The sequence below is a fragment of the Acinetobacter sp. I-MWF genome (assembly GCF_025433935.1).
GTDB classification, from domain to species: Bacteria; Pseudomonadota; Gammaproteobacteria; order Pseudomonadales; family Moraxellaceae; genus Acinetobacter; species Acinetobacter guillouiae.
The window spans coordinates 1,046,932-1,059,858 of sequence record NZ_JAMBAR010000001.1; the positions used below are offsets into that span (position 1 = coordinate 1,046,932).

Here is a 12,927-nt window from a genome sequence, read left to right on the forward strand (position 1 = left end):
ACCACGTTTCCAAAAACGTGGTCTTTTTTTATCTACAGGATTTAAACTTTAACAGCGAGACTTGGTCTTGTTTAAAAACCAAGGTTCAGCGCTGTACTCTCCCCAATATAACTTAAGCTACTTTTAGGCGTCTTTTTATAATCATAAAGCGTTGTTTTTGATAATTTAGCCAAGCCAAATTGATAAGAAAAGTTAAATTGCACCTGAGTGATGTGGTATTGCGTTAACATCTCAGCGTGTTGTTGATTAATCTTTTCTAGCAATGTTTCGGCACGATCAAGGTCATCCAGATAATCTGGATGATTCACATTTAAAATTAAAACCTGATTTGTGGATTCCGCTTCTCCGATATACGTATGGCGACTTTCAACTTGAGCATTTTTAATGTCATCGGAAATCAAACGAAAATCATTGGCTGACATTGCTTTGCTTTGGAAATACCCCCATAAATTGACAGAAAAAATCACAATCGTTAATAGCGCAATGATGTAGTAATGAATACGCCATACAGATTGGTGTGGAATATTGGATTGAGCGTTTCTGAGGATTTGAGTTTCACTGAGCAGATCGTGCAGAGATTGTTGGCTATTTCCATTAAAAATAGCCAAGTAGAAACAGGCAAAGACGATACTTTGAAAAAATGCCACAAGCAGACTGAGTGAAAGATGCTGAGTTGAATATGTTTGTAAATAACCAGCAAAGCAAAATGGAATGATAAAAATACTTGATCTAACCAGAGAATGTATAAATGGAATTGAAGCACCATTTAAGTCTTTTACCCTAATTTTACCCAGGATTTTCCCAATGGTTTTACCATTACCTATCTGGCTGTTAAAAGCAGCAAAATAAAATAGACAGAGGAGCGTACCGATACATTGGAAAATAAAAGGAGAATTTTCAAAATATGGGTAGAGTATTTTGCCCATCACTAAACAGGCTACGCCGACGGTAATACAGTCGATGATAAATGCAAATATTCGAGGAAATATAGGGGCGGCTTTTTGAGTTTCAATAGTAATTTCAGACATGGTTTTGGTTTAATTAAGTTTATGAAAATATTAATAATTAATGTAAATCCAATATATTATAATTTTTTTAATGAAAAATAACCAGAAAAATATAGTTGAGCTATCACGCTTTTTAGCAAGATGTATTGAACTTTGAGTTATTTATAAATTGGCGATTTATAGATGATTTATAAATTTTAGGCATAAAAAACCAGCTTATCGCTGGGTTCTTTATTGCACCATTTTAATAAGACTTAAAATGGTGCCCGAGGCCAGACTCGAACTGGCACGCTTTGTGGGCGGGGGATTTTAAATCCCCTGTGTCTACCGATTTCACCACTCGGGCATGTGCGCAATAATAAAGGACAGTTTTTCTCTTGGCAAGCGTATTTATGTCGATTTGCTTTCTTTTCAATCAATTCATGTGCTTATGTTTGAAAATAAAGCATTTTAAGCCGTTGAATGGGTATTTTGTCATGATTTTTTCATCAATTTGAGATTAAAGCGAAATATTAAGCCTTTAAATTAATTGGATAAAAAAACTTAGAGGAAACCAACTTCAATGCCAAACTCAATTTCACGCCGTGAACTTATTCAAAAGTCATTAGCCAGTTTTGGGGCATTATCTATACCAGTGTCGTTGACTGCTTGTGGGAGTGATAACAACGATTCAACATCTCCTACAACAAAAGTTGAATTTTTACATGGTGTTGCCAGTGGCGACCCATTAAAAGATCGTGTGATTTTGTGGACGCGTATTACGCCGCAGGATACGTCTTTGCGTTTAGAAGTGGTTTGGGAAATTGCCACAGATGATAAATTTACGCAAGTGATCAATACTGGAAAAGTACAAACAGCATCAGCTCAGGATTTTACTGTTAAAGTTGATGCAGACAAGCTTAAGTCTGGGCAAACTTATTATTATCGTTTTAAATTTGGTTCGGTGATTTCGCCAGTAGGGCGTACCAAAACATTACCTGAAACCACCAGTTCGGTGCAGTTTGCGGTGTGTTCATGTTCAAACTATCCTGCTGGCTATTTCTATGTATATAAGGAAATGGCCAAACAAGAGGTCGATGCGATCATCCATTTGGGGGATTACATCTATGAATATGGTAAAGATGGATATGCCACAGAAGAGGCAGTAAAGCTGGGTCGTACCCTCGCTGCTGACAATGATAAAGAAATTATCAAGTTGGATGATTACCGTAAGCGTTATGCGCTTTACCATACTGACAGCGATTTACAGGCCGCACATGCACGTCATCCTTTTATCGTGATTTGGGACGACCATGAACTGGCAAATGACGCATGGAAAGACGGTGCAGAAAACCATCAAGCCAATGAGGGTAATTTCTTAGACCGTAAATTGGCAGCTTTACAAGCCTATTTTGAATGGATGCCGATTCGTCCTGTATCTGCAACAGATCATTTGAATATTTATCGCCAATTTGACTTTGGTTCATTGGTACAATTGACCATGTTAGATACCCGTATTTTGGCACGTGATAAGCAACTCGATTATGCCAATTATATGACGGCTTCGGGCTTGGATATTGCTAAGTTTCAGGCAGATTTAACCAGTACTACGCGTACACTGATGGGTTATACCCAACGTGAGTGGCTACAAAAGAAACTGGCACAATCTACAGCGACTTGGAATGTATTGGGTCAGCAAGTGTTGATGGCAAAAATGTTAATCCCTGCTGAATTGCTATTGTCTTTATCTGCAATTACCAGTGGAAATGTCACAGCCGAAACTTTGGCAAAAATGAATCAGCAGATCATCGAGTTAGTTACTTTAAAAGTTCGTTTGAAAAGTGGTGATCCAACATTAACCGCCGCAGAAAAAGCTCGTGTAACTACAGTAGCACCCTATAATTTAGATGCTTGGGATGGCTACTATGCAGAACGTGAAATTTTATATGGCACACTTAAAACATTAAATAAGAAAGTTGTGGTGTTGGCAGGGGATACCCATAATGCATGGTCTGCTGACTTGCATACTCAAGCGGGTGATTTTGTTGGGGTTGAATTGGCAACCAGTTCGGTCTCTTCACCTGGGATGGAAAAGTATTTAAGTATTCCTTTGGCACAGTTACAACAATTTGAAATGGCCTTCACCACGCTCATTGATGAATTGAATTACACCAATTTAAATCAGCGAGGGTATTTAAAAGTCAGCTTTACAGTACAACAGGTACAAGCGGATTGGATTTTCTTAAATAGCATCAAGGAAAAAACCTATACGGTGGATACGGCTCGTGCCCATCAAGTGGTTTTAAATAACAATTTGGTTGATGTAAAGACTGTTCAGAAAAGTGCATAAATTTTCAAGCCTAAAAAAGCCGAGTTTAGATCACTCGGCTTTTTTAACGCTATAGATGGATTACATCATGCTGTCCATATAGGCATCTAAATCTTCATATTTATAGGTTTTACACATTTCATTTTCATATTTTAATAGTTCTAAATGTAATTCTAAAAAGGTGACTAAGCGCTTTTGATAAAATTGATATTTCTCAGAATCTTTGCCTAAGAATCGCATTTTGAATTTGGCTTTCTTGGCTTGTTTATAAGCCCATAAACAGCTTTTTCGAATTTGTTGTAATTGGTAATATTCAGTGTCTTTGGTGCTATCTCTAAATAAATTTTCTTTATAAAATTTGACAAAACCAAAGCTCATTGCAAAGAAAAATAACAGGCCTTGCAGCAGGGTGCTTTCTATAAAATAAAGATTGAGTGCTTGCAGGACGATCAGTACCGCAAGCTTAAGCGGAATATTATTGAGTTGTTGGTATAAATGTGTCGAACTGTGTTTTATTTGTTTGATAATGATCGGAACAATAATCATAAAAAATAACATAATCGCTAAAGCGGCAATGCCATTGGCTTGAAAGCTATCGAATTGAGGAAAATGATTTGCAATATACTGACCTAAACTAAAATAGATGCTGCAAAAAATCATAATCGACAAAATCCAAGGAATAAATTCCTTTGCTTCATCTAAAAGCCCTTTGGTTTTAATTTGACTATAAAATAGAAAGTTGCGCTTAAATGCTTGTGGGTATTGTTGTTGTAATTGATTTAAATAGAGGGAAACTTGCTTGTTTTGAATCATATAGGCTTCGCTTATCTAAATTTCACTTTGGATATTAACATAAAAAACAATATAAAATTTTAGGCATAAAAAAACCAGCTTATCGCTGGGTTCTTTATTGCACCATTTTAACAAGAATTAAAATGGTGCCCGAGGCCAGACTCGAACTGGCACGCTTTGTGGGCGGGGGATTTTAAATCCCCTGTGTCTACCGATTTCACCACTCGGGCTTTACAAGATTGGAGGCGGAGGTCGGAATCGAACCGGCGTACACGGAGTTGCAGTCCGCTGCATGACCACTCTGCCACCCCGCCATGTCTTGGTGATGCACATATTAGCAATCTTTGAAAAAAAAACAATACTATAATTCATGCATATGCACATAAATTCAGCATATGAAAGAAAATTGTCTAAATAATCATGTATTATTTGCAAAATTGATTCATATCTACTTTGGAGATGTGCCGTGGCATTGGTATTGGATGGTCGCGCATTAGCGAAACAAATTGAAGCAGACTTGTTGACTCGTGTTGAAGCTATAAAAGCAAAAACAGGTCGTACCCCAATTTTAGCGACTATTTTAGTGGGTGATGATGGTGCATCTGCGACGTATGTGCGCATGAAAGGAAATGCTTGCCGTCGTGTTGGTATGGATTCTTTAAAAGTAGAGTTAGGTAAAGAAACCACAACTGAACAATTATTGGCTGAAATTGAAAAATTAAATGCCAATCCTGATGTTCACGGTATTTTGCTCCAACATCCTGTGCCTGAACAAATTGATGAACGTGCTTGCTTTGATGCCATTTCACTTGAAAAAGATGTAGATGGGGTAACTTGCTTAGGTTTTGGTCGTATGGCAATGGGTGAGGCTGCTTATGGTTCGGCAACACCTGCAGGTATCATGACGATTCTTCAAGAAAACAAGATTGAAATCGCTGGCAAGCATGCAGTTGTGGTAGGGCGTTCGGCTATTTTAGGTAAGCCGATGGCAATGATGCTACTTCAGGCCAATGCAACAGTGACAATCTGCCATTCTCGTACACAAAATCTTGCTGAATTGGTAAAACAGGCTGATATTGTTGTTGGTGCAGTCGGTAAAGCTGAATTAATCCAAAAAGACTGGATTAAGCAAGGTGCTGTTGTGGTTGATGCTGGATTCCATCCTCGTGACGGTGGTGGTGTAGGTGATATCCAATTGGTCGGTATTGAAGATGTCGCTTCCGCTTATACACCAGTTCCAGGTGGCGTAGGTCCGATGACGATCACAACGTTGATTCGTCAAACTGTGGAAGCAGCTGAAAAAGCGTTAGCTTGAGCCCTGTTTTATTCTGGGCACAGTGAAAGCCATGCATTCACTGTGCTTAAATTCAGCCTATATTTACACAGCAATGTTTATTTTCAGTAAAAGTAGGCAATATTGTCATTAGTTTAATGGTCATTGGCTTAACGCGTTTAAGATGTACTTTTAAGTAGCTGTATCTGAGACTTAACAAGAAGTATCGTCTTGAACCTTAGCACATGATGTTACTGTCTATCGAATATGAGGAAGAAGCTGTATTTCCTCAATATCAAAATAATAATTTTGGTCATATTTTGCATGAGCTGTACTTATCAATTTCCTAAAGCCCCACAACATTTACTTGATGCTTTGCATGAAGTAATTCCTCAATGCGAATTATTGGCACAGCAGTTGCCTGAAAGCCCAATTTCGTTATGGTTGATTCCACCTGTTTTTCCAACAGATCGTTTGGATGATGAGGTAATTCGTCGTATTTGGAATGATACACCGTATTGGATTTTTTGCTGGGCTTCAGGTTTAGCAATGGCACAATGGTTGATTGCAGAGCCACAGCATGTAAAAGATAAAGTGGTACTGGATTTTGGTGCTGGGTCAGGCGTTGTCGCAATTGCAGCCAAAATGGCAGGTGCAAAACGTGTCATCTGTTGTGATATCGACCCGATAAGTTTGGATGCTTGTCGTGAAAATGCCTTGCTCAATGATGTAGAGCTTGAGTATCTAGATGATTTATATAAAGCCGAACAGGTTGATGTCTTATTGGCTGCAGATGTTTTATATGATCAATCTAACCGTTTCTTCTTGGATGAGTTTTTAAAATTTGCACCAGAAGTATGGGTGGCAGATAGCCGAGTGAAAAACTTTAGTCATCCAAATTACCAAAAATTGGATGAACGAAGTGCAACCACTTGGCCTGATTTAGATGAAGCCAAAGAATTTAGAAATGTGAGTTTTTATAAGACGCTATGACAGCGTCTTATTTTATTCTGCGATACACATAGCTAAAATCAAGAACAGGTATAACGTACCACATGTAAAGTGCTTGGACGGGTATCTAAGGCTTGGCGTGTTGCATAATCTTCACTGTTATTTAGGCTTGGCGTGTTGGAAAGCCCAAAAGATGTACGGCTATGTCCAAGTTGAACACCAGCCTGACCTTTTGCTATTTGCGGATTGATAATTTCATTGGTACTTAATACAGAAATTTTATAGTTTTTGTTTGCACCCAACACTTTTTGACATGCGCGCTGTAATTTATCTACATCCAAATCACGATCTGCACGACCTGAAAGGGTATACGCCAGTGTCGCACTATCTGCTGTTTGATTTTCAATTTGATAACCGGTTACGCCATTGTATTGACGAGGGGTTGTTTGACATGCAGATAAAGCTAAAACGATTAATCCTAAACCTGCATAAGTGATTTTTTTCATCTTTTAAAGTCCTAGCTTTTTGAATTATTTTTAGTATGCCATAGCTTTGCAATTTTCACGATAAGTGAATTGCTTAAATAAAAAAGCTGTTTTAAATGAATTAGATTGCAAAGTTTATTTTGAATTAATCATCCGTAATCAGGCTATGTTTTTTGGTATCTTTCATAAACACATAGGTGATTAGAGATAAACCGATCATAAAGGTAATGTAATAGAAGAAATAGTTTTCATGCCCAGCATTTTTAAAGCTTAGTGCAACTAATTCAGCCGTACCGCCAAATACAGTGTTGGCAAGTGCATAAGGTAAGGCTACACCTAAAGCACGAATATGCGGTGGAAATAATTCAGCTTTTACAACCGCATTAATGGCTGTATATCCAGTCACAATGACCATACCACTCATACATAAGAAGAAAGCCGTTTTAGGGTCCGTTGTCGAGCCTAAACCATTGAAAATAGGAACGGTAAATAGCACACCGAGTATACCAAAAGTGATCATAATTGGTTTACGGCCAATTTTGTCTGAAAGTGCACCGACTGCAGGTTGAATCAACATAAAAATAAAGATTGCGGCTGTGGTAATTTCAGTTGCGGTGGTTTTTTCAAAGCCAGAAGTGTTGACTAAGTATTTTTGTAAATAAGTCGTAAATGTATTAAAGGCTAAGGTACCGCCCGCAGTCAGCATAATGACTGTAAATGCTTGTTTAGGATACTTGGTGAATAAGGCCAAAGCACCAGATGTTTCACCGCCATTTTTAGCTTGTTGTTGTGCTTGTTTAGATGATTCTGTTTCAACCAGACCACGACGAATCCAGAACACAACAATTGCAAGTAATGCACCGATAAAGAAAGGAACACGCCATCCCCATGCATGTAAGGCATCTTCAGAAAGATTATGTTGCAGGATAATCAGTACACAGAGTGCCAGTAATTGACCTGAAATCAGGGTGACATATTGGAAACTTGAGAAAAATCCGCGGTGATTTTTACCCGCCATTTCAGTTAAATAAGTGGCACTTGAGCCATACTCACCACCAACACTTAAACCTTGTAATAAGCGTGCAAATAAAAGTAGTGCGGGAGCAAACATTCCGACTGAATCATAAGATGGCGCACAAGCAATGATTAATGAGCCAATACACATCAATGAAACAGAAAGTGTTAAACCCGCTTTACGACCTTTACGGTCAGCATAAACGCCCATGATCCATGCGCCGATCGGACGCATTAAAAAACCTAAAGCAAAAACTGCAGCAGCTTGGAGAAGTTTGACCGTTTCATTACCTTCTGGAAAGAACACAGGGGCAAAATAGAGGGTAAATGCGGCATAGACATACCAATCATACCATTCGACTAAATTACCAGCTGAACCACCAAGTATAGATTTGAAACGAGTTTTTCTATCAAGTTGCGAAGTGGCAACTTGAGGAGATGAATTGGACAAGGCAATTCTCCAAAAGAATATGCAAAATACAGCCTGTTTAACTTTCATTTTGGATGAAAATCAAAGCAGAAAAATCAAACAGAGAGAATTTCAGTCAGTAAGACGAGGGAGATACAAATAATTACAATGCTCGTTATACGCTTGAATGAAAGCAGACCTTATTAGACTTTGGTCTTAGCTGTGTTGAGGGTTTATTGTTGATCCAGAATGAGAAATTCTAGAAATAAATGAATAATTTTTTTAAAACAGCTATTTAATTTGAAATATTTTATAAATTATAAGAATTTAGCTTAAAATTAAAGCATATTTGCTTGCATCTAAATGTATGAAATGTACACAATTTAATAAGCTGAGTTGGATGAATTTAAAAATTTAATCTAGTCGTACAGTAAGCAGTCATGCTATTTATAGCAGCTAAATGTTCATTTTTGAAAATAAAACAATAAGGTTTCACATCTATGGACTTGATGATTCGACAACAGCAAACATTAGCATTGGTTAAGGCTCGGGGCTACGTCAGTATTGATGAGATTGCACAGCATTTTGCAGTTACCCCACAAACTGTACGGCGGGATATCAATCAATTGGCAGATGCCGGACTATTACGTCGTTATCATGGTGGCGCTGCGGTAGACTCTAGTGTCACCAATACCGCATATAGTCAACGGGTCAGCCATAATTTAGCGGCAAAACAGCGCATTGCAACAGCTGTTGCAAACGCAGTTCCAGACCATGCATCTTTGTTTATCAATATTGGTACTACAACCGAAGCTATTGCCCATGCTCTATTGCAACATCGCGGTTTAAAAGTGATTACCAATAATTTAAATGTGGCGAAAATTTTGAGTATGAATGATGATTTTGAAGTACTGATTGCCAGCGGAAAAGTACGCCCCGATGGTGGTGTGATAGGACAAGCCACCTCTGAATTTTTTAAACAGTTTAAAGTTGATTATGCCCTGATTGGTATCAGTGGGATTGATGAAGATGGAACCATGCTCGATTTCGATTTTCAAGAAGTGTCTGTCTCGCAAGAAATTATTTTAGGTGCTCGGCAGGTATTTTTAGCAGCAGATGAGAGCAAGTTTGGTCGTCATGCAATGATGCGCTTAGGCCATCTTTCTGAAATAGATCGGCTTTTTACCAATAAAGAGCCCACTGAAAATTATTTAAAACAAATTCATGCAGCAGAAGTGGCTTTAACTGTGGTTTAGGCTAATTTAAAAACCCATAGTGAAAATATGATAAACGTGAAATTGATCATTTTTTGATAGACATTGATTAAAAAACTATCTATTATTTTCTTAAATGAAAACAAACGAAAATATATTTTCAAAAATGATTGTGAATATATGCAAATGATCAAAGGTGGTGGCGTTTATGACACAAATCAATGAGCAACAAACGTATTATGATATTGCTGTAATTGGTGGTGGAATAAATGGTGTTGGTATTGCCAATGATGCTGCAGGGCGCGGTTTATCTGTGTTCTTGTGTGAAAAAGATGATCTAGCTAGTCATACCTCGTCTGCAAGCAGTAAGTTGATCCATGGTGGTCTGCGTTATTTGGAACATAAAGAATTTCGCTTAGTGCGAGAAGCGTTGGCTGAGCGAGAAGTCTTACTGGCAAAAGCACCACATATCATTCGTCCTATGCGTTTTATCATGCCACATCAACCTCATTTGCGTCCTGCTTGGCTGATTCGTACGGGGCTGTTTTTATATGACCATTTGGGCAAAAGAGAGAAGCTTGCAGGTTCACATTTGGTTGAATTTGATCCTTATACTAGCCCACTAAAAACAGAGATCACACGCGGATTTGAATACTCAGATTGTGCTGTAGATGATTCACGCTTAGTGATTTTAAATGCGATGCAAGCACGTGAAAAAAATGCCACTGTGGTTACGCAAACACGCTGTATTTCAGCACAGCGTGAAGATGGTTTATGGAGTATCCAGTTTGAAAATGAGCAGGGCATTTATCAGATACAAGCGAAGGCTTTGGTCAATGCTGCGGGGCCTTGGGTTGCACAATTTATTAAGCAAGAGCTTCAGTTAAAATCGCAATATGGAATTCGCCTCATTCAAGGCAGTCATATTATTGTGCCGAAAATATATGACGGTGATAAAGCCTTTATTATGCAAAATGATGATCAACGTATCGTGTTTGCAATTCCTTATCTCAATCAATACACCATGATTGGTACAACTGATCGTGAATATTTAGCAGATCCGAATAATGTTGAAATTAGTCAGCAAGAGATTGATTATCTGCTTGATGTATCCAATGATCATTTTAAAGTGCAACTGACTCAAGCCGATATTATTCAGACATTCTCAGGGGTGCGCCCATTGTGTGATGATGAATCTGATAATCCAGCCGCAATCACCCGTGACTATACTTTGGCTTTATCGCAAGATCATGAAAATTATGCACCCTTACTTTCTGTGTTTGGTGGCAAGTTAACCACCTATCGACGCTTGGCTGAATCTGCCCTGGAGCATTTGCAGAAGTTCTTCCCTAACACTGGGAAAGCTTGGACTGAAAAATCCTTACTGCCGGGTGCTGAAAATTTAGTTTCGGTTGATGGATTGGTTTTAGAAATTCAAAATAAAATCAAAGGGCTTGATCATGAAACTGCAAGCCGTTGGGCACATGCCTATGGAACTTATACATGGAAATTTTTAAATCATTCGACATCTGTTCATGAACTTGGTCAAGATTTTGGCCATGGTTTATATGCCCAAGAGGTCGATTATTTGGTTGACCAAGAGTGGGCGATCACCAGTCAGGATATTTTAAAGCGCCGTAGCAAGTTATATTTAAAATTTACCGAAGCTGAAATTCAAGCATTGGATGAATATTTACTTGAATTGCATGAACGCCGCTTACAGAAAGATGTTGCCTAAGCAAAAGTGGAAAATATATAGCTTTGCACAAGAGTCGTTATGACCAATCAAAGGTATATAAAACGCGTCGGGTTTCAGGTTGGTAGTACATTAAAATCCAATCTGCCCCATGTGAACAATATTCCCAGCCAGCAACAGCTGCAATAAAATAATAACGCTTGCCATCACGGTCATAAATATGAACTTCTTGATCATCGCGGTCTGCGTTGATGTAGCGTAAATCAAAATGTTCATCAATTGGATAAGTCCAGTTTCCACCGCCACATTCACCCCCTAATTGGTCAAGTAAGGTTGTTGCAGAATCATTTTGATATTCAATGCGTGATGTTGAAATGACTTTTCCAGTTTCGGCAAAGCGCTGTTTAAGCTGCAAGTAATCTTCATGCATTTCTTTATGATGGGTTTTTAGATCGGTCTCGCAATCAGGATTTTCTAAAGCAAAATATCTTTTGTTTGCTAACCATTCATATTGATTTTGTTGATTTAATTGCATAATAAACCAATTTTCATTGGCAAATGCATCAGAAAATTCTGTGGTATCACTTCCGATATAGCATTCATAAGGTTCAATCGGATTGAGCAAATGAATTTTTCCTTGCCATGCTGGATTGATTGCAGATAAATCAATTGAAATAAGTGGAAGTAAATGCTGAGCTAGAAATAGACTTGAAGGGGCGAAGACGACTTCGTGGTCAGGTAGCAGGGTTAGATAAGGTTGAGTTGTGGTAATGTTTTTAATTGCTGTCATTGCGCTTATTTTTAGATATTGAATGATTGCATTAAATCACAAAAAAGACCGAACACGTCGGTCTTTTTGCTCGGCTTAGTCAGTCAGCCATAAAGCGCCTAACTTTTCATCCCACTCACTTGGGGTGATGACCATACGACCTGCATTGGGGGTTAAAGTAATCTCACTAAAGAAAACATCGTCTTGAGATAATAAGAAATCGATTCGGCTATAACCATATTTAAAACAAAGGTCTTCTGACAGTTGAAGCATTGTATTTAATTTTTGTGGTCGTGCTAAACAGCTTGGCGTATTACTTTTTAGATCAACGGTAAAGGGTTGCAGCACCCAAGATGTGTCATACATATTTGAATAATCCACGCCTTGGCTGTCTTGTACATCGACTTCAATATATCGAGGCTGACCTTCAAAACAATGAACACGGCATGTTGTAATGGTCAGCTTATTGTCTTGATCAACTAACAAATCAATATGTTGTTCGGCCAAAATTAGAGGAACAATATCTTTGTAATGCCATTCTCGTTTTCTAAAATACATATTTTGTTTAAGGTGGTGATTGAGTTTGTGCTGCGCTTTTTTGATATCAAATTGCGCTTTATCATTACAAACAATTGCACTGCCACTGTCATGATTGCATTTTAAAACAAACTTGTTAGGAAGTTGATTAAAGTCAATTTCCTCAAAGCACTTATATACACCAATCAGTGGAACAAAATGGGAACAACAAATTTTCTCTGCAAGCATTTCGCGTACAGCAAATTTATCTGCTAATTTCGTATGTAAAGGTGCTCTTTCATAGATCATTCTGGCGGTGACTTTTTCATTGAAACTTTTAGGCTGATCAAAGTTCGGGGTATAACCCAATTTAGCAATAAATCTTTTGGTGAGATAACGTCTATCTGAGACAAATTTGGCTCTAATAACTTTTGCCGAATAAATAATATTTTCTAACATGATTAAAAAAAATCAATAAAATAAAGTAATGTTT

At 38.0% G+C, this 12,927-nt stretch carries 11 protein-coding genes and 3 tRNA genes; 5 read left to right on the forward strand and 9 right to left on the reverse strand.

Going from position 1 to position 12,927, the window contains the following annotated elements:
• Positions 1 to 71 precede the first annotated feature (71 nt).
• Both M2R48_RS04995 and M2R48_RS05000 read right to left on the reverse strand, forming a co-directional pair.
• Positions 72 to 1,028, reverse strand: coding sequence for an RDD family protein (locus tag M2R48_RS04995; protein WP_262085276.1), 957 nt, complete (start codon positions 1,026 to 1,028; stop codon positions 72 to 74).
• Between the two features lie 239 nt (positions 1,029 to 1,267).
• Positions 1,268 to 1,353, reverse strand: a tRNA-Leu gene (locus M2R48_RS05000).
• A 216-nt stretch (positions 1,354 to 1,569) separates the two neighbouring features.
• Between M2R48_RS05000 and M2R48_RS05005 the strand changes: the two genes are divergently transcribed.
• The gene (locus M2R48_RS05005) at positions 1,570 to 3,336 is read left to right on the forward strand and encodes an alkaline phosphatase D family protein (RefSeq protein WP_262085277.1); all 1,767 of its coding nucleotides are present in this window, start codon (positions 1,570 to 1,572) and stop codon (positions 3,334 to 3,336) included.
• A 60-nt stretch (positions 3,337 to 3,396) separates the two neighbouring features.
• On the opposite strand, the gene M2R48_RS05010 is transcribed toward M2R48_RS05005, so the two are convergent.
• The 3 genes from M2R48_RS05010 to M2R48_RS05020 form a co-directional block, all read right to left on the reverse strand.
• On the reverse strand, positions 3,397 to 4,128 hold the full coding sequence (locus M2R48_RS05010) for a hypothetical protein (RefSeq protein ID WP_056514323.1): 732 nt from the start codon (positions 4,126 to 4,128) through the stop codon (positions 3,397 to 3,399).
• Positions 4,129 to 4,251: 123 nt separating this feature from the next.
• Positions 4,252 to 4,337 (reverse strand) — tRNA-Leu (locus M2R48_RS05015).
• Positions 4,338 to 4,347: 10 nt separating this feature from the next.
• Positions 4,348 to 4,421 (reverse strand) — tRNA-Cys (locus M2R48_RS05020).
• Between the two features lie 152 nt (positions 4,422 to 4,573).
• On the opposite strand from M2R48_RS05020, the gene folD reads away from it, so the two are divergent.
• Positions 4,574 to 5,422 carry a bifunctional methylenetetrahydrofolate dehydrogenase/methenyltetrahydrofolate cyclohydrolase FolD gene (gene folD / locus M2R48_RS05025; RefSeq protein ID WP_004819653.1) on the forward strand — a complete coding sequence of 283 codons (849 nt, stop codon included), beginning with the start codon at positions 4,574 to 4,576 and terminating at the stop codon, positions 5,420 to 5,422.
• Positions 5,423 to 5,704: 282 nt separating this feature from the next.
• On the forward strand, positions 5,705 to 6,373 hold the full coding sequence (locus M2R48_RS05030) for a class I SAM-dependent methyltransferase (RefSeq protein ID WP_004819654.1): 669 nt from the start codon (positions 5,705 to 5,707) through the stop codon (positions 6,371 to 6,373).
• 38 nt (positions 6,374 to 6,411) lie between these two features.
• On the opposite strand, the gene M2R48_RS05035 is transcribed toward M2R48_RS05030, so the two are convergent.
• Together M2R48_RS05035 and M2R48_RS05040 are read right to left on the reverse strand one after the other, a co-directional pair.
• On the reverse strand, positions 6,412 to 6,837 hold the full coding sequence (locus M2R48_RS05035; protein WP_262085278.1) for a hypothetical protein: 426 nt from the start codon (positions 6,835 to 6,837) through the stop codon (positions 6,412 to 6,414).
• A 124-nt stretch (positions 6,838 to 6,961) separates the two neighbouring features.
• Complete coding sequence (locus M2R48_RS05040) at positions 6,962 to 8,281, reverse strand: MFS transporter (RefSeq protein ID WP_262085279.1); 1,320 nt, start codon at positions 8,279 to 8,281, stop codon at positions 6,962 to 6,964.
• Positions 8,282 to 8,739: 458 nt separating this feature from the next.
• On the opposite strand from M2R48_RS05040, the gene M2R48_RS05045 reads away from it, so the two are divergent.
• Both M2R48_RS05045 and glpD read left to right on the forward strand, forming a co-directional pair.
• Positions 8,740 to 9,495, forward strand: a complete 756-nt coding sequence (locus M2R48_RS05045) for a DeoR/GlpR family DNA-binding transcription regulator (RefSeq protein ID WP_262085281.1) — start codon at positions 8,740 to 8,742, stop codon at positions 9,493 to 9,495.
• Positions 9,496 to 9,661: 166 nt separating this feature from the next.
• Positions 9,662 to 11,191, forward strand: coding sequence for a glycerol-3-phosphate dehydrogenase (gene glpD, locus M2R48_RS05050; RefSeq protein WP_262085283.1), 1,530 nt, complete (start codon positions 9,662 to 9,664; stop codon positions 11,189 to 11,191).
• Positions 11,192 to 11,228: 37 nt separating this feature from the next.
• Here the strand turns inward: glpD and M2R48_RS05055 are convergent, their stop codons facing one another.
• Both M2R48_RS05055 and M2R48_RS05060 read right to left on the reverse strand, forming a co-directional pair.
• Positions 11,229 to 11,939, reverse strand: a complete 711-nt coding sequence (locus tag M2R48_RS05055) for a hypothetical protein (protein WP_262085284.1) — start codon at positions 11,937 to 11,939, stop codon at positions 11,229 to 11,231.
• Positions 11,940 to 12,014: 75 nt separating this feature from the next.
• Positions 12,015 to 12,893 (reverse strand): ATP-grasp fold amidoligase family protein, encoded by an 879-nt coding sequence (locus tag M2R48_RS05060; RefSeq protein WP_262085285.1) that lies wholly within the window; start codon positions 12,891 to 12,893, stop codon positions 12,015 to 12,017.
• Positions 12,894 to 12,927: the final 34 nt, after the last annotated feature.